The 16,212-nt window shown below is 73.5% G+C and carries 16 protein-coding genes; 9 read left to right on the top strand and 7 right to left on the bottom strand.

Going from position 1 to position 16,212, the window contains the following annotated elements; translation table 11 throughout:
- The 3 genes from Q6969_RS02375 to Q6969_RS02365 all read right to left on the bottom strand — a co-directional run.
- The coding region (locus Q6969_RS02375) for a 3-isopropylmalate dehydratase large subunit (protein ID WP_317229010.1) at positions 1-1,046 on the bottom strand (1,046 nt) is incomplete at its 3' end.
- Between the two features lie 72 nt (positions 1,047-1,118).
- Positions 1,119-1,955, bottom strand: a complete 837-nt coding sequence (locus Q6969_RS02370; RefSeq protein ID WP_317229009.1) for a protein phosphatase 2C domain-containing protein — start codon at positions 1,953-1,955, stop codon at positions 1,119-1,121.
- Positions 1,952-2,986 carry a TerC family protein gene (locus tag Q6969_RS02365; protein ID WP_317229008.1) on the bottom strand — a complete coding sequence of 345 codons (1,035 nt, stop codon included), beginning with the start codon at positions 2,984-2,986 and terminating at the stop codon, positions 1,952-1,954. Before Q6969_RS02365 ends, Q6969_RS02370 begins: the two co-directional genes overlap by 4 nt.
- Before the next feature lie 150 nt (positions 2,987-3,136).
- On the opposite strand from Q6969_RS02365, the gene Q6969_RS02360 reads away from it, so the two are divergent.
- A complete protein-coding gene (locus tag Q6969_RS02360) occupies positions 3,137-3,811 on the top strand; it encodes a TetR family transcriptional regulator (protein WP_317229007.1) in 675 nt (224 codons plus the stop codon).
- 69 nt (positions 3,812-3,880) lie between these two features.
- Here the strand turns inward: Q6969_RS02360 and Q6969_RS02355 are convergent, their stop codons facing one another.
- Entirely contained in the window at positions 3,881-4,678 is a 798-nt protein-coding gene (locus Q6969_RS02355) for an SDR family NAD(P)-dependent oxidoreductase (RefSeq protein ID WP_317229006.1), read from the bottom strand.
- 134 nt (positions 4,679-4,812) lie between these two features.
- Here Q6969_RS02355 and Q6969_RS02350 point away from each other — a divergent pair, with 134 nt between their 5' ends.
- From Q6969_RS02350 to Q6969_RS02325, 6 genes are all read left to right on the top strand, one after another.
- Positions 4,813-6,183, top strand: coding sequence for a bifunctional o-acetylhomoserine/o-acetylserine sulfhydrylase (locus tag Q6969_RS02350; protein WP_317229005.1), 1,371 nt, complete (start codon positions 4,813-4,815; stop codon positions 6,181-6,183).
- Between the two features lie 41 nt (positions 6,184-6,224).
- The gene (locus Q6969_RS02345; protein WP_317229004.1) at positions 6,225-7,436 is read left to right on the top strand and encodes a homoserine O-acetyltransferase; all 1,212 of its coding nucleotides are present in this window, start codon (positions 6,225-6,227) and stop codon (positions 7,434-7,436) included.
- Between the two features lie 135 nt (positions 7,437-7,571).
- On the top strand, positions 7,572-8,252 hold the full coding sequence (locus Q6969_RS02340; protein ID WP_317229003.1) for a response regulator transcription factor: 681 nt from the start codon (positions 7,572-7,574) through the stop codon (positions 8,250-8,252).
- Positions 8,253-8,406: 154 nt separating this feature from the next.
- The gene (locus Q6969_RS02335; protein WP_317229002.1) at positions 8,407-9,561 is read left to right on the top strand and encodes an ATP-binding protein; all 1,155 of its coding nucleotides are present in this window, start codon (positions 8,407-8,409) and stop codon (positions 9,559-9,561) included.
- Positions 9,558-10,790 carry a hypothetical protein gene (locus tag Q6969_RS02330; RefSeq protein WP_317229001.1) on the top strand — a complete coding sequence of 411 codons (1,233 nt, stop codon included), beginning with the start codon at positions 9,558-9,560 and terminating at the stop codon, positions 10,788-10,790. Before Q6969_RS02335 ends, Q6969_RS02330 begins: the two co-directional genes overlap by 4 nt.
- Positions 10,791-10,816: 26 nt before the next feature.
- Positions 10,817-11,473: a response regulator transcription factor gene (locus tag Q6969_RS02325; protein WP_094115604.1), complete on the top strand. Its 657-nt coding sequence runs from the start codon at positions 10,817-10,819 to the stop codon at positions 11,471-11,473.
- Between the two features lie 54 nt (positions 11,474-11,527).
- On the opposite strand, the gene Q6969_RS02320 is transcribed toward Q6969_RS02325, so the two are convergent.
- Entirely contained in the window at positions 11,528-12,808 is a 1,281-nt protein-coding gene (locus Q6969_RS02320) for an MFS transporter (RefSeq protein ID WP_317229000.1), read from the bottom strand.
- Between the two features lie 51 nt (positions 12,809-12,859).
- Positions 12,860-13,177, bottom strand: coding sequence for a thiamine-binding protein (locus tag Q6969_RS02315; protein WP_094115602.1), 318 nt, complete (start codon positions 13,175-13,177; stop codon positions 12,860-12,862).
- A gap of 211 nt (positions 13,178-13,388) precedes the next feature.
- Here Q6969_RS02315 and Q6969_RS02310 point away from each other — a divergent pair, with 211 nt between their 5' ends.
- Entirely contained in the window at positions 13,389-14,072 is a 684-nt protein-coding gene (locus tag Q6969_RS02310; RefSeq protein WP_317228999.1) for a YceI family protein, read from the top strand.
- Here the strand turns inward: Q6969_RS02310 and Q6969_RS02305 are convergent.
- The gene (locus Q6969_RS02305; RefSeq protein WP_396335503.1) at positions 14,069-14,950 is read right to left on the bottom strand and encodes an NAD(P)H-hydrate dehydratase; all 882 of its coding nucleotides are present in this window, start codon (positions 14,948-14,950) and stop codon (positions 14,069-14,071) included. The genes Q6969_RS02310 and Q6969_RS02305 overlap by 4 nt on opposite strands.
- Positions 14,951-15,085: 135 nt before the next feature.
- Between Q6969_RS02305 and Q6969_RS02300 the strand changes: the two genes are divergently transcribed.
- Complete coding sequence (locus Q6969_RS02300) at positions 15,086-16,165, top strand: NADH:flavin oxidoreductase/NADH oxidase (RefSeq protein ID WP_317228997.1); 1,080 nt, start codon at positions 15,086-15,088, stop codon at positions 16,163-16,165.
- Positions 16,166-16,212 lie beyond the last annotated feature (47 nt).

Raw genomic sequence — 16,212 nt, 5'->3', positions numbered from 1 at the left:
GAGCCGATGAACACGGTGTCGACCGCGATCTCCTTCATGGGGGTGCCCGGGGCGAGGTCCATGTAGGCGAGGGCGCGCGTCGCGGCGGCGCGCTCGTTCGGGTCGGCGATGGCGGCGGGGTCCGGCACGGGCTCGCTCAGCGAGACGCCCTGGCCGGGGTTGGTGCCCCAGGTCACGAAGGGCTCCAGCGTGTCCGCGTCGAGGAAGACCTCGGCGTCGAAGACCGCGTCGTCGTCGGTGGCGAGGGTCTCCCAGTAGGCGACGGCCTCGTCCCAGTCGGCGCCCGTCGGGGCGTGCGGCCGGCCGCGGAGGTAGTCGTAGGTGGTCTGGTCGGGCGCGACCATGCCGGCGCGCGCGCCCGCCTCGATCGACATGTTGCAGATCGTCATGCGGCCCTCCATGGAGAGGGAGCGGATGGCGCTGCCGCGGTACTCGAGCACGTAGCCCTGCCCGCCGCCCGTGCCGATCTGCGCGATGACCGCGAGGATGATGTCCTTCGCCGTCACGCCGGGGCGCAGCGTGCCCTCGACGGTGACCGCCATGGTCTTGAACGGCTGCAGCGGCAGGGTCTGCGTGGCCATGACGTGCTCGACCTCGCTCGTGCCGATCCCGAACGCCATGGCGCCGAACGCGCCGTGCGTGGAGGTGTGCGAGTCGCCGCAGACGACGGTGATGCCCGGCATCGTGAGGCCCAGCTGCGGGCCCACGACGTGGACGATGCCCTGCTCGATGTCGCCGAGCGAGTGCAGCCGGATCCCGAACTCCTCGGCGTTCCTCCGGAGCGTGTGGATCTGCGTGCGGCTGGTCAGGTCGGCGATGGGCCGGTCGATGCCGATGGTCGGCGTGTTGTGGTCCTCGGTCGCGATGGTGAGGTCCGGTCGGCGCACGGGGCGGCCGGCGAGCCGGAGGCCGTCGAAGGCCTGCGGGCTGGTGACCTCGTGGACGAGGTGGAGGTCGATGTAGAGGAGGTCGGGGGTACCGTCCTCCCCCTCGGCGACCAGGTGGTCGGCCCACACCTTCTCGGCCAGGGTCTTCGCAGGCTGCACGCGGCTCTCCTCATGGCAGGGGCGCGAGGGTGCCCTCGCGCATCATGGGAGTCTAACGCCGGGCGCTCCGCGCTATTCCTCGGGCGACGGCGCGCCCGCGGACCCGGCCGCGGTCGGCTGGTCCTCCCGGGCCTCGGCGTGCGCCTCGATGACGACGACGGTGACGTTGTCGCGACCGCCGGACGCGAGCGCCTGGGCGACGAGCGCGTCGGCCGCGCGGTCGACTCCGCCGCCGTCCTCGCGCGCCAGCTGCAGCACGGCCGCGATCGAGCGGTCGTCGAGCTCCTTCGTCAGGCCGTCGGAGCAGATGAGGAACACCTGGTGCTCCGTGACCGGCAGCAGCCACTCGTCCGCGGCGACCTCGTCGTGCGATCCCACCGCGCGCGTGATGAGGTTCCGCACGGGGCTGCGCTCGGCCTCGGCTCGGGTCATGCGGCCGCGGTCGACGAGCTCCTGGACGGCCGAGTGGTCGATCGTCACCTGCTCGAGGCGCCCGCGCGACCACGCGTAGACGCGCGAGTCGCCGACGTTGAAGACCATCCAGAGCGCCTCGTCGTCCTCCGAGCGCACCAGCGCGACCCCGGCGAGCGTGGTGCCCGCCACGGTGCCGGGCGGGTCGTCCCCCGTGATGAGGTCGCCGATGGCGTCGTTGGAGGCGTCGACGGCCTCCACGATGAGGTCGCGCGTCACGGGCGCGTCCCCCGACAGCCCGCCGAAGGTCTCCACGAGCGTGGCGCTGGCGCGGTCGCCGAACGCGTGACCCCCCATGCCGTCGGCCACGAGCCACACGGGAGGATCCGCGAGGAGCCCGTCCTCGTTCACGGCGCGCACGCTGCCCACGTCCGTGCGGGCGGCCCAGGTCACGTGGATCCGGCGCCCGCCGAGCGCGATGGTGCGCGCCTCGGTCACCGCTCGGCCCGGTCGTCGTCGCGCTCGACGGCCGCCTCGCTGCCGTCGGCGGGGGCGACGGGGATCCCGTCCGCGCGCATCTTGACGAGGCTCGCCACGGTCGCGACCGCCATGGACGCGAGGATCACCACGAGGCTCACGAGCGTCGGGATCTCGGGCGCCCACTCGATGCCCTCGCCGCCGTTGACGAACGGCAGCGTGTTCTCGTGCATGGCGTGCAGCACGAGCTTCACGCCGATGAAGAAGAGGATGAAGGCGATGCCGTACTTGAGGTACACCAGCCGGTCGAGCAGCCCGCCCAGCAGGAAGTAGAGCTGGCGGAGGCCCATCAGGGCGAAGATGTTCGCGGTGAAGACGATGAACGGCGACTCCGTGATGCCGAAGATGGCCGGGATCGAGTCGAGGGCGAAGATCAGGTCCGTGGTGCCGATCGACACGAACACGATGACCATGGGCGTCAGCACCTTGCGGCCGTCGATGACGGTGCGCACCTTCGAGCCGTCGAAGTCCGGCGCGATCTTGAGGCGCCGACGCAGGAACCTGATGAACAGCGAGTCCTCGCTGTCCTCGTCCTCGTCGCCCACCGCCTGCTTGACGGCCGTGTAGAGGAGGAACGCGCCGAAGATGTAGAAGATCCAGCTGTAGCTCTCGATGAGCTCCGCGCCCAGGAGGATGAAGATCCCGCGCAGCACCAGCGCGATGATGATGCCCACCATGAGCACCTCCTGCTGGTACTTCCGGGGCACGCTGAACCTGCTCATGATGATCACGAAGACGAACAGGTTGTCGATGCTGAGGCTGTACTCCGTGAGCCACCCGGCGAGGAACTGGCCGGCGTGCTCCGTGCCGCCGACGAAGAGCATGATGACGGCGAAGACCAGCGCGAGCCCCACGTAGAAGGCGACCCACAGGCCGGACTCCTTCGTGGAGGGGACGTGCGGGCGCCGGTACACGATCAGCAGGTCGGCGACGAGGATGACCACGAGGATCGACAGCGAGACGATCTCGAACGGGAGGGGCAGCTGGGGCACGCGGAGGCTTTCTGCAGCACGGGAGCGGCACGGACATGCCTCGTCGAAACTACAGGTCGGCCGACGGGTTGTTCACAATTCCCCCATCCGGGGCATCCGCTCGGCGGCCCCGCATTACGTTGGTCCCTCACCACACGAGAGGGACGCCCCATGGCCGTACTGGCGAACGAGCTCGATGCATCCGACCACGGAGGGGACGACGCGGGACCCCGCCGTCGCGGACCCCGCACCACGGGCGACGCCCGCCTGAGCATCATCGAGGCGGCCCGCATGCTGTTCATCGAGTCCGGCGCCGACCGCGTGAGCGCCCGGCGCATCGCCGCCGCCGCCGGGGTGGACCCGAGCCTCGTCCGCTACTACTTCGGGTCGCTCGAGGCCCTCCTGGAGGAGGCGCTCCGCCCCTCGGAGGACCTGCTCGCCCCCTACCTCCGCCTGCGCGAGCTGCCCGTCGAGGAGCGCGGCGCGGCCCTCGTGGACGCGGCCCTCCACACGTGGGAGCACCCGGTGGGGTCCACCATCATGCGCTGGGTCACCGTGTCGTCGGATCACGACAGCGGCGCCTACAAGCGGTTCGCGGAGGCGGCGCCCCAGCACTGGATGAGCGCGCTGCCCGAGTCGATGCCCGCCGAGGAGGCCGGCATCCGCAACTCGCTCGTCGGCGCGGCCCTCGGCGGCATCGCCATCACCCGCTACATCTGGCGCATGGAGCCCATCGCGAGCATGCCCCGCACGACCGTGGTCGCGCTGCACGGGCCCGTGGTGCAGGGCTTCCTCACCGGACCCCTGCCCGAGGTCCCCGCCGACACCCCGCTGTCCGGCGCCTGAGGCAGCACGCCGGTCGACGATCGATCATCGCCGCGTGCCGGTCCCCGGAGCGCGGCGCTCGGCTCGGGATCAGCCCCGGTCGGTGAGGTCCGCGCGGACCGCGAGGGGCTCCCGCACCAGCTTGTGCGGCGCGGCCTGGGCCACGGGCTTCAGGGTGAGAAGGTCCACGTTCACGTGCGGCGGCAGCTCCACCGCGTGCACGATCGCCTCGGCCACGTCCTCCGCCGTGAGCGGGCCCGGGACGCCGTCGTAGACCGCGTCGGCCCGCGCCCGGTCCCCTCCGAAGCGCACCAGCGAGAACTCCTCCGTGCGCACCTGGCCCGGCGCGATCTCGATCACGCGGATGGGCTCCCCCGCGAGCTCGAGGCGGAGGACGCCCAACATCGCGTGCACGGCGGCCTTCGCGGCGTTGTAGCCGCCCCCGCCCTCGTAGGGCACGTGCGCGGCGATCGAGCTGACGGTCACCACGTCGGCGCTGCCGCCCTCGGGTACGCCCGCGCGCAGCAGCGGCAGGAGCGCGCTGGTCACGCGCTGGACCGCGAGCACGTTGATCTCGTACATCCACGCCCAGTCCGCGGCGGACCCGCCCTCGACCGTGTCGGTGCCGACGGCGCCGCCGGCGTTGTTGACGAGCGCGTGGACGTCCCCGGTCTCCCGGAGGTGGTCGCGGAGCGCGTCCACGTCGGCCTGCACGGTGAGGTCGGCCACGGCGTACGCGGCCCCGGTCTCCTCGGCGAGCGCCCGGAGGCGGTCCTCGCGGCGGGCGACGCCGACGACGTCCCACCCCCGGCTCCGGAACAGGCGGACGGTGGCGGCGCCGATCCCCGAGCTCGCACCCGTGACGACGACCCTCTTGCTGCTGGACATGACCCCAGCGTAGGGAACGCGGGCGCCGGCGGGTTACGCCGCGCGACGGGTCGCGTTGACCGCCCGCGGGCCGTGTTCCTACTGTCGAGGTGCGCTCGCACGGGCGACACCGACGCATGAGGGAAGGCACCACCATGAGCGACCACGACGAGGACCGGGCAGCGGGCTGGCGCTTCGAGACGCAGCAGATCCACGCGGGGGCCGCCCCGGATCCCGTCACGAACGCGCGCGCGACGCCGATCTACCAGACGACCTCGTACGTGTTCAAGGACTCCGCGCACGCGCAGGACCTCTTCGCGCTGGCCGAGTTCGGCAACATCTACACCCGCATCCAGAACCCCACGCAGGCCGTCGTGGAGGAGCGCGTGGCCGCTCTCGAGGGCGGGTCGGCGGCGCTCCTCGTGGCGTCGGGGCAGTCGGCCTCGACCTTCGCGGTGCTCAACATCGCGCAGGCCGGCGACCACATCGTCTCCAGCTCCTCCATCTACGGCGGCACCTACAACCTGTTCAAGTACACGCTCGCGAAGCTCGGCATCGAGACGACGTTCGTCGAGGACCAGGACGACCCCGAGGCATGGGCGCGGGCCGTGCGCCCGAACACGAAGCTCTTCTTCGCGGAGACCATCGGCAACCCGCGCATCAACATCCTCGACATCCGCAGCGTCGCGGACCGGGCGCATGCCGCGGGCGTGCCCCTCATCGTCGACAACACCATCGCCACGCCGTACCTCATCCGGCCCTTCGAGCACGGCGCGGACATCGTCGTGCACTCGGCGACCAAGTTCCTCGGCGGGCACGGCACCGTGATCGGCGGGCTCGTCGTCGACGGCGGCCGCTTCCCGTGGTCCGAGCACGCGGAACGCTTCCCCGGCCTCACCACGCCCGACGCCTCGTACCACGGGGTCACCTACACCGAGGCGCTCGGCGACGGGATCGCGTACATAATCAAGGCCCGCGTGCAGCTCCTCCGCGACCTCGGCGCCTCCATCGCCCCGGCGAGCGCCTGGCAGCTGATCCAGGGCATCGAGACGCTGAGCCTGCGGATCGAGCGGCACGTGCAGAACGCGCAGGCCGTCGCCGAGTGGCTCGACGCCCACGAGGACATCGCCACCGTCTACTACTCGGGGCTCCCCACGAGCCCCTGGTACGCCGCCGCCAACCGCTACGCGCCGCGCGGCGTCGGCGCCGTGCTGTCCTTCGAGCTGAAGGGCGGCGTCGACGCCGGGCGCGCCCTCGTCGACTCGCTGCAGCTGTTCAGCCACCTGGCGAACATCGGCGACGTCCGCAGCCTCGTGATCCACCCGGCCTCCACCACGCACTCGCAGCTGACGCCCGAGCAGCAGCTCACCGCCGGGGTCACCCCGGGCCTCGTGCGCCTGTCCGTGGGCCTGGAGAGCATCGACGACATCCTCGACGACCTCGCCGCCGGGCTGCGCGCCGCCCGCGCGGTCAAGGACGCGGCGATCGACTCGTCGCTCCAGGGCGCCGGCCCGGTCGGGGCGTAACACTCGGGCGCGCGCCCGTCGCGGATGGTTCACTGATCGGGATGGACTGGCAGACACCCGAGGACACCGTCCCGTCGAGCCTCGTGACGGACGCGCAGATCCGCTCCCTGATCGGCCGCCCGCCGGCCTCCGGGGCCTGGCGCGAGGGCGATCCCGTCGCCGACCGCCTCTTCGCGTCGGTGGGCGGGATCGACCTCGAGGCGGGCGGGCGCATCCCTTCGGTGCGCGTGGCCTACGAGACCTTCGGCGAGCGCGCGCCGGACGGCCGCAACGCCGTCCTCGTGCTGCACGCGCTCACCGGGGACAGCCATCTGCGCGGTCCTGCCGGACCCGGGCAGCCCACCGGCGGCTGGTGGTCCGGGATCGTCGGCCCGGGGCTCGCCATCGACACGGACCGCTGGTTCGTGGTCGCGCCCAACATGCTCGGCGGCTGCCAGGGCACCACGGGCCCCGCCTCCCTGTCCCCGGACGGCGCCGAGTGGGCGGCCCGCTTCCCGTACATCACCATCCGCGACCAGGTCCGAGTGCAGGCAGCCCTCGCCGACGCGCTGGGCATCGACGTGTGGGCCGCGGTCGTGGGCGGCTCCATGGGCGGCATGCAGGCGCTCGAGTGGGGCGTCGGCCACCCGGACCGCATGCGCCGCCTCGCGATCCTGGCGGCTCCCGCCATCTCGAGCGCCGACCAGATCGCGCTCAACTCCGTGCAGGCGGAGGCCATCCGCATGGATCCCGCCTACCGCGACGGCGACTACCACGACGCGGCCGACGGCGACGGCCCGCACCGCGGCCTCGCCCTGGCGCGCCGCATGGCGCTGCTCAACTACCGCAGCCCCGACGAGCTGAACCAGCGCTTCGCCCGGTCCTGGCAGAGCGGGATCAGCCCCATGGGCGACGAGGGCCGGTACGCGGTGGAGTCGTACCTCGACTTCCACGGCAACAAGTTCACCCGGCGCTTCGACGCCACCAGCTACATCCGCCTCATCGACTCGATGAGCTCCCACGACGTGGGACGCGACCGGGGCGGGGTGGAGGCGGCGCTCGGCAGGGTGCGCGCCGCCACGCTCGTGGTCGGCATCGACAGCGACCGGCTCTTCCCCGTCGCGGACCAGCGCCTCATCGCGCGGGCCGTGCCCGGGTCCATCGACGGCGGCGAGGTCGTGGTCATCTCCTCCGACTACGGGCACGACGGCTTCCTCATCGAGAACGAGGCGGTGGGCCGCGAGCTCGCCCGCCTGCTCGACCACGACGCGTAGCGGCGCCGGGCGCACCGGCGCCCCAGTACGGGGGTGAGTTGGGCGCGCGGCATCGCCCCGCCGCATCATGCGTTCCTATGCTTCCCCTGGGAGCACGCCGCCGCCCCCGGGCGTCGGCGTACGAGGGGAGCACCGATGAGCCGACGTCCGCTGCAGGCGACGGGGCAGGGCCAGCGGGTCCGCGTGGCGCTCGTCGACGACCACGTCCTCCTGCTCGACGGGCTGAGCGCCCGGCTGTCGCGCCCGCGCACGGGCGTCGAGGTCGTGGCGACGTCGCCCACCTGGAGCGGCCTCGTCCGCGACGAGCGCTTCCCCGACGCGTTCGACGTCGTCGTCCTCGACCTCGCCCTCCGCGACGACGTGCCGGTGGCGCAGAAGATCCGGACCCTGACGGGCGCCGGCCTCACCTCGGTGCTCCTCAGCACGCACGCCGACCCGTCGACCATCCACGGCGCGATGCGCGCCGGGGCGTCCGCCGTGGTGCCGAAGGCGGAGTCCTCGGAGGAGCTGATCGCGAGCATCCACGCGGCCGCCGACGGCACGCCGCGGCAGAGCGCGCTCGTGCAGCAGGCGATGCAGGACTTCCAGGCCGAGGAGGACCCGCGGCTGGGGCAGCAGGAGCAGCGCGCGCTCGTGCTCTACGCGGGCGGGCGGTCGATCCGCGACGTGGCCGAGGCCATGAGCACCACCGAGGAGACGGTGAAGTCGTACATCAAGCGGGGGCGCCGGAAGTACCTGCACGCGGGGACGGACCTCGGCACGAAGCTGCTGCTGCGCCGCCACGCGATCCGCCACGGCTGGATCGCGCCGGAGTAGTCGGACGCGGCCCCTCCGGGCGGCGATCCTAGGACATGCGCACGATCGGCACGGGCTTCCGCCTCGACGTGCCACGCGCTTCCCGCTCCCCCATAGGATCGGAGGCACACCGAGCGCACGCCACCGGCGTCGGCGCACTGCGAGCGGGGACCCGATGGATCGCATGAAGCGCGAGCGCGAGCGCCTGCTGCAGCGGACCGCCCGCGTCTACGGCCTGAGCTTCACCGCGGTGGCCGCGCTCTGCATCCTGCTCCCGGGCGAGATCCCGCCCCCCGCGGCGGCGGGCAGCACCGCCCTCCTGATCGTCCTCGCCGTCGCGCAGTGGCGCATCGGCACGGATGCCCGCGCGCGCTGGATGCTGGTCGTCCTCGTCGCCGGCCTCGCCGCGATGGTCGTGGCGCAGCTCGGCGGGCGCTCGGCCTCGTCCCTCACGGCCCTCACCCACCTGTCCGCGGGCGCCGTCGGATCGCTCGCGCTCCTCGAGACCATCCGGCCCGGACGCCTCCGCATCGTCGCGGCCGCCTTCGTGCTCACGAGCGCGGTCGCGGTCGGCACGGCGTGGTCGACGGAGGCCTTCCCTTACGTGGTGCTCGTGCACGTCTTCGGCTGGCTCCTCGCGGCCATCCTCGGCTACTGGCTGAGCGTGGCCGTCCGACGGGTCGGGCGGCGCATCACCGACATCGGGCGGGCGCACCGCGCCGAGCGCATGGCCAGCGAGCTCGAGGCCCAGCGACGGCAGGGGGCGAGGCTCCTCCACGACACGGTCCTCGCGACGCTCACGCTCCTCGCGCACTCCGGCGTCGGCGTCACACCGCAGGCGATGCGCCAGCAGGCGGCCGACGACGCCCGCCTCCTCCGCCAGCTGCGCCTCGGCGCCAACCCCACGCCCCAGGCGTCGGGCGGCTACACGCTCGAGCCCGTCGAGCAGTCGGTCCTCGGCAACACGCTGGAGTCGGTCAAGCAGCGCTTCGGCCGGATGGGGCTCGAGGTGAGCTGGCACGGCACCGGGCAGGTGCTGCTCCCGAGCGACATCCTCGACGCGTTCCTCCTCTCGCTCGCGGAGTGCCTGGAGAACGTGCGCCGGCACGCGGGCGTGACCGAGGCGCACGTCACCATCACCGACGACGACACCACGGTGCGCGCCATGGTGACCGACGCGGGCGTCGGGTTCGACCTCGCGCACGTCGACCAGGCCAAGCTCGGCTTCAAGGAGTCCGTCGTCGCGCGCCTCGCGGACGTGGGCGGCAACGCGCGCCTGTTCTCCTCCCCGGGATCCGGCACGACGGTCGTCCTCGAGGTGCCCAAGTGAGCCGCCGCGCGCCCGACGCCCCGCCGCGCACCAGCCGGCGCGTGCGCCTGCCCGCGGGCACCCCCGCGCAGCCGACCTCCATCGGCCTCGGCTACCTCGGCGCGGGGTCCGCGGTCGTCTGCGCGATCGCCATGGGCTACGGCCTCGTCCGCTTCGCGCTCGACTACCGCCTGCTGCCGTCGCCCGGCCTGACCGCGACCGCGTGGATCCTCCTCGTCGCCCTCCTCGCGGCCTCCGTCATCGCGGTCCGCGCGCTCCGCGACCGCATGCCGGGTCCGCTGATGGCGGTCTTCGTCGTGGGGCTCGGCGTCGTGGTCGCGCTCGACCTCGTGGCGGTCTGGCCCTTGGGCGACGTCATGCAGCACGCCACGGCGGGCATCGCCGCCGGGGCGGCGCTGCTCACGACCGTCACCTACCGGCCCGCTCGGGAGGTGCTGGCGGTCGACGTCGCCCTGGGCGCGGTGCTCCTCATCGTGTTCCTCGTCTCCGACCCGGTGGGACCCGCCGACCTGGCGCCCGAGATCTCCGCCATCGCGCGCGCCGTCGTGCCCGCCGCATTCGGGGTCGCGGTCGTCCGCGGGTTCCGCCGCGTGACGGAGATGGAGCTCGACCGCGTCCTCGTGCAGAGCACCGTCTCCGCCCCGCGCTACGCGGTGGGCATGCTCGCCAGCGAGGAGCTGGCGCGCCTCGACCTCGCCGCCGAGCAGCTCCTCGACGACGTCGCCAACGGGCGCGAGCCCCTGCCCCTGTCGCCGCTCGCCGCCTCCACCGCGGCGTCGCTGGCGACCGAGCTCCGGCTGCACCTCATCGAGGGCCGCCGCGAGACCTGGCTGCACCACGCCATCACGGAGTCCGAGTTCCTCGGGCCGGACGTCACCCTGAGCGACCCGAACGCGCTCGCCGGCCTCCTGGACCGCCGCCAGCGCGACGGCCTCCTCTCGGCGGTCTGGCTGCTGCTGACGTCCACCGAGCGGCGCCCCGGCGTGCCCGGCGTGGCCGTGCAGCTCGCGCTCGGCCCCCTGCGCGGTCGGGCCGCCGGGGCGACGCCGACGCCGCTGCGCCGGGCGATCGTGCCGATCGTCATCACGACGACGGGGCTGCCCCGGACCCGACTGGATCCCTCGACGTGGGATGCTATCGACAAGGTCGGCACGCACGCGGAGAGCACCCGCGGGACGAGCCTCCTCATCACGATCGACTGCGTAGTGGACAACCCCGCCGACCGGTGAGGGCCCTCATGAGAACCGGAGAGCACGTGTCAGCTGAGAACCGACCGATCACCCTCGCCATCGTGGACGACCACCGGATGCTGCTCGGAGCCCTCACCGAGTGGATCCGCAACGCCGCGTCCGACATCGAGATGGTCGCCGCCGTGTCCACCTGGCCGGAGCTCCTGACGCACCCGCGCTTCCCGGTCGACGTCGTGCTCCTCGACCTCGACCTCAAGGACAACCTGCCCATCTCGCTGAAGATCTCGACGCTGAAGACCACGGGCGTGAAGACCGTGCTGATGAGCACGTACTCCGAGCCCAACGTCGTGCGCGAGGCGCTCGCCTCCGGCGCGCTCGGCTACCTCGTGAAGAGCGAGGACGCGAGCATGATCGTCGACGCCATCCGGCTCGCGGCCGACGGCCAGTCGTACATCTCGGCCGAGCTCGACCTCGCCATCAACAGCACCGACGTCGGCGGCGTGCCGAAGCTCAGCGCGCAGGAGCGCCGGGTCATGGCCCTGTACGGCGGCGGCGAGCCCGTGAAGTCGGTGGCCTACAGCCTCGGCATCTCCGAGGAGACGGCGAAGTCGTACCTCAAGCGGATCCGCGAGAAGTACCGCGTCGCGGGCTTCGACGTGGGCACCAAGGTGGCGCTGCGCAAGCGCGCGATCCAGGACGGCATCCTCCTCCAGGGCGAGTAGCCGCGCACGGCCCGCGCCTGAGCCTGCGCCGTCGGAGGCGCGGGTGCCGGCGCCTCAGCCGCCCAGCGCGATCGGCTGGGTGGTCGGCCGCGGGCCGTCCACCGGACGTCGTGCCCCGCGGCGGCGCCGGTCGAGGCCGAACGCCGCGAGGGCGATCAGGAGGCCCGCCACGCTGAGCCCCACGCCCACGATCGCGGGCGACGTGTAGCCGAGGCCCGCCGCGACGGTGACGCCGCCGAGCGCCGCGCCGAGCGCGTTGCCCGTGTTGAGGGCGGAGTGGTTGAGCGCGGCGGCGATGGACTGCGAGTCGTGCGCCACGTCCATGAGGCGGATCTGGATCCCGGGCGACAGCGCGGCGGCCGACCCCCCGATGAGGAAGAGGAAGGCGAACAGCCCCACGGGATGGGCCGCGGTGAGCGCGAGTCCCACGAGCGAGACGATGAGCAGGCCGAACAGCGACAGGAGCGCGACGCGCACGTCGCGGTCCGCCCACCAGCCGCCCACGAGGTTGCCCGTCGTCATGCCGAGGCCGACCACCACGAGCGCCAGCGGCACGGACCACTCAGGCAGCCCCGTCACCTCCGTCACCATGGGCGCCACGAACGTGTAGACGGCGAAGAAGCCGCCGAACCCGATCGCGCCGATCAGGAGGGCGAGCCATACCTGCAGTCGCGTGAAGGCGCGGAGCTCCCTCCGGAGCGTCGCCTCGGGGTTCCCCGCCTGGTCGGGCACGGCGAGGAGGACGGCGACGAAGGTGGCCGCGAAGATCGCGGCGACCACGAGGTAGGCGACGCGCCAGCCCGCGTTCTGCCCGATCCACGTGACGATCGGCACGCCGATCACGTTGGCGATGGTGAGCCCGGCGAGCACGAAGGCGACGCCGCGGGCGCGCTTGCCCTCCCCCATGAGCTGCGCGGCCACGAGCGAGGCGATCCCGAAGTAGGCGCCGTGCGGGAGGCCCGCCACGAAGCGCGCGAGGACGACGAGGCCGAAGCTCGGGAGGACGGCGCTGAGGACCGTGCCGAGCGTGAACGCGAGGAGCAGCCAGAGCAGCAGCTTCCGACGCGGCGCGCGCGCCGACGCCGCGGCGATGGTGGGGGCGCCCACGACCACGCCGAGGGCGTAGGCGCTGATGAGCGTGCCCGCCTGCGCGTTGGCGGCCTCCGTCGAGCGGGCCGCCACCTCGGGCAGGAGGTCGGCCGCGAGCTGCGGCAGGAGCCCCATGGCGACGAACTCCGTCGTGCCGATGGCGAACCCGCCCATCGCGAGGGCGAGCAGGGCGACGCGGACGCGGGCCGGCGACAGGGTCGCCCGCCCGGGGATGGGGGGATTCACCCGACGAGCCTACCGGTGGTCGGGATCCGGTCGAGAGGGGGCCGCGCGCCGTCAGGCGCCGGCGTCGCGGGCCTCGAGCGCCGACTCGAGGCGCTCGAGCTTCCCGGTGAGCTCGCCCGCGTACCCCGGGCGGATGTCCGCCTTGAGCACGAGCGACACGCGCGTGCCGAACGGGGCGACGGCCTCCGTGGCCCGTCGCACGACGTCGAAGACCTCGTCCCAGTCCCCCTCGATCGTCGTGAACATGGAGTCCGTGCGGTTCGGCAGGCCGGAGGCGCGGACGACCGCGACGGCGGCCGCGACGGCGTCGTGGACGGAGGCGTCGGGTGCGTCGCCCCCGCTGGGAGCGACGGAGAAGGCGACGAGCATGGGGACCCCCGGGGATCGACGGCGGCGGCGGTCGTCCGGGCGGGCGCCCGGCGGCCGGCCGGATGTGAGTCCAGGCTACCGACCCCGACCGCCCTGTGGACGGTCGCCGACGTCGATCCCGCCTCCCCGCGAGACTCGTCCGGTACTTGAGAGTTCACAGAACGGGTCGGCCGCGGTGCGGCCGCCCGCATCGCACCAGAGGAGCAACGCCATGGAGAAGAAGACGAAGATCATCATCGGGATCGCGGGCGGCGCGGTCGTCCTGGTCGGCGGCTTCGCCGCGTTCGGCGGCCCCCTGTACCAGCAGCTCGCCGGTGCGCCCGACGCCGTGCCGACGCTCGCGGCCACGCCCGCCGCGGGCGGGCCGGTCGGCGACCTCTCCGGCGAGTGGACCGTCGGGGGGTCCTCGTTCGCGGGCTACCGCGTCGACGAGGTCCTGAACGGCACGCCCGTCACCGTCAACGGCCGCACGGACGCCGTCACCGGGGACATCACGGTCGACGGGACCCGGGTCACCGCGGGCACCATGACGGTCGACGTGACGAGGGTCGCCACCGACCAGCCGCCCCGCGACGCGTACTTCCAGGGCGAGGCGATGCAGACCGCCGAGTTCCCGACGGCGACCTTCACGCTCACCCAGCCGATCGCCGCCGACGGGGTGCAGGCCGGCGTGCCCGCCACCTACGACGTGACCGGGGACCTCACGCTGCACGGGGTCACCCGCTCCGTGACGGCGCAGATGCAGGCGTCCTTCACGGACGACGGCGGCCAGATCGTCGGCTCGATCCCGATCACCTTCGAGGACTTCGGCGTCCAGGCGCCGAGCCTGGGCTTCGTCACGGTCGAGGACCAGGGGTCGGTGGAGTTCTCCCTCGACATGGCGCCGAGGGCCTAGCCCCCGGGCGTCCCCCGCAGCACGTCCCGCACGGCCCTCGGCATCGCCTCCGCGACGTCGAGGGCCGTGACCGGTCCCCCGTCGGACGCGAACCCGCCGGCCCTCCCGTGCAGCCACGCCGCGGCTGCCGCCACCTCGGCGAGGTCCGTCAGGGGGTCCGCCGAGTCGACCAGGCGCGTCGACGCCCCCGCGACGAGCGCGCCCAGCACCCCGCCGAGCACGTCGCCGGACCCGGCGGTCGCGAGCCACGGCGTCCCCGAACGGACCGCGATGCGCGCGGACCCGCCCACCACGAACGTGGTCGCCCCCTTCAGCAGCACGCACACCCCCAGCTCCCGGGCCGCCCGCTCCGCCCAGCCCGCGGCGTCCGCCGCGATGTCCTCCGCCGACGCGCGGATGCCCGCGTCGTCGAGGAGACGCGAGAGCTCTCGGAAGTGCGGCGTCACGACCGCCGGCCCCGTCGCACGGCCGATAAGGTCGAGGGCCCCGGCGTCCACCACCGCCGGCAGCCCCTGCTCGAGCGCCGCGACGATGTCCGCGGTCGTCGCCGCGTCGCGGTGGGACCGGTCCATGCCGGAGCCGACCAGCCACGCCTGCACGCGCCCGTCGGCCGTCACGACCTCGGGGCGCCGCGCGAGGACGGACGCCGAGGCACCCGTGGGCCCGAGGTAGCGGATCATGCCGAGGCCCGTCCGCGCGGCCGCCTCCACGCCGAGGACCGCGGCCCCCGGGTACCGGTCGGATCCGGTCCGCACCCCGAGCACGCCGCGCGTGTACTTGTCGTCGTCGTCCGTCGGGAGGCGGACGGCCCGTCGGGTCCGTTCCGCGTCCTGGCGGATCCAGCCCTCGGGTACCCGGTCCGTGCGCACGTCGCTCATCCCCTCACGATAGGCGGGCGGGAATGCGGCGACCGCGCCGCGCCTTGGTCCCATGAGGCCGACGTCGCCCTCCGCCCGTCCCCGCGCGCCGCGCCTCCCGCCTGGGCCCGCGGCCGCCCGCCTGGAAGGAACCCCATGCTCACGTCCCCGCTCTTCGAGCCGATCACCGTCCGCGGCGTCACCGCGCGCAACCGCATCTGGGTGGCGCCCATGTGCCAGTACAGCATCGACGCGCGCGACGGCGTGCCCGGCGCCTGGCACCTGGCGCACCTCGGCTCCTTCGCCCGCGGAGGAGCCGGACTCGTGATGGCCGAGGCCACGGGCGTGAGCCCCGAGGCGCGCATCACGCCCGAGGACACCGGCATCTGGGACGACGCGCAGCGCGACGCGTGGAAGCCGATCGTCGACTTCATCCACGAGATGGGCGCCGTCGCCGCCATCCAGCTCGCCCATGCCGGCCGCAAGGCCTCCACGTACTCGTTCTCGGGCCGCGGCACCACGCCCGTCGCGGAGGGCGGCTGGGAGACGGTCGCGCCGTCGGCGGAGCCGTTCCCCGGATACGCGACGCCCACGGCGCTCGATGCCGACGGCATCCGGAAGGTCGTCGACGACTTCGCCGCCGCCGCCCGCCGCGCCGTGGACGCCGGATTCGACGTGCTCGAGATCCACGCCGCCCACGGCTACCTCCTGCACCAGTTCCTCTCGCCGCTCAGCAACCACCGGGACGACGAGTTCGGCGGGAGCCTCGAGAACCGGGCGCGCCTGCTGCTGCAGGTCGTCGACGCGGTGCGCGCCGAGGTCCCCGACGTGCCGCTCCTCGTGCGCTTCTCCGCCACCGACTGGGCGGGCGACGCCGGCTGGGACGAGCGGCAGACCGCCGCCGTCGCCGGCTGGGCCGCCGAGCGCGGGGCGGACTTCTTCGACATCTCCACCGGCGGCAACACCACGGGCGTGACGATCCCGGTCGCCCCCGGCTACCAGGTGCCGTTCGCCGAGTACGTGAAGGAGCACGCGGGGGTCGCGCTCAACGCCGTGGGGCTCATCACCGAGCCCGCGCAGGCGGAGGCCGTCGTGGCCGAGGGCCGCGCGGACGCCGTGATGCTCGGCCGCGAGATGCTCCGCGACCCGCACTTCGCGCTCCGCGCCGCGCACGAGCTGGGCGTCGAGATCGACTACTGGCCCAAGCAGTACGACCGCGCGCGCTGGGCCGCCTGACCCGCCGGAACCCGACGACGACGGCGCGGCACCCCTCGGGGTGCCGC

The sequence above is a fragment of the Clavibacter sp. MX14-G9D genome (genome assembly GCF_032917815.1).
Taxonomy (GTDB): Bacteria; Actinomycetota; Actinomycetes; order Actinomycetales; family Microbacteriaceae; genus Clavibacter; species Clavibacter michiganensis_K.
Note: the sequence above shows the minus strand (reverse complement) of the source record. Positions and strands in the feature narration are given on the sequence as shown.

Bases quoted from the DNA above. Each gene is read 5' to 3' on its own strand.
- Q6969_RS02360 (WP_317229007.1), top strand. From the start codon at position 3,137: ATGGCCGTACTGGCGAACGAGCTCGATGCATCCGACCACGGAGGGGAC.
- Q6969_RS02355 (WP_317229006.1), bottom strand. From the start codon at position 4,678: ATGTCCAGCAGCAAGAGGGTCGTCGTCACGGGTGCGAGCTCGGGGATC.
- Q6969_RS02350 (WP_317229005.1), top strand. From the start codon at position 4,813: ATGAGCGACCACGACGAGGACCGGGCAGCGGGCTGGCGCTTCGAGACG.
- Q6969_RS02345 (WP_317229004.1), top strand. From the start codon at position 6,225: ATGGACTGGCAGACACCCGAGGACACCGTCCCGTCGAGCCTCGTGACG.
- Q6969_RS02340 (WP_317229003.1), top strand. From the start codon at position 7,572: ATGAGCCGACGTCCGCTGCAGGCGACGGGGCAGGGCCAGCGGGTCCGC.
- Q6969_RS02335 (WP_317229002.1), top strand. From the start codon at position 8,407: ATGGATCGCATGAAGCGCGAGCGCGAGCGCCTGCTGCAGCGGACCGCC.
- Q6969_RS02315 (WP_094115602.1), bottom strand. From the start codon at position 13,177: ATGCTCGTCGCCTTCTCCGTCGCTCCCAGCGGGGGCGACGCACCCGAC.
- Q6969_RS02310 (WP_317228999.1), top strand. From the start codon at position 13,389: ATGGAGAAGAAGACGAAGATCATCATCGGGATCGCGGGCGGCGCGGTC.
- Q6969_RS02305 (WP_396335503.1), bottom strand. From the start codon at position 14,950: ATGAGCGACGTGCGCACGGACCGGGTACCCGAGGGCTGGATCCGCCAG.
- Q6969_RS02300 (WP_317228997.1), top strand. From the start codon at position 15,086: ATGCTCACGTCCCCGCTCTTCGAGCCGATCACCGTCCGCGGCGTCACC.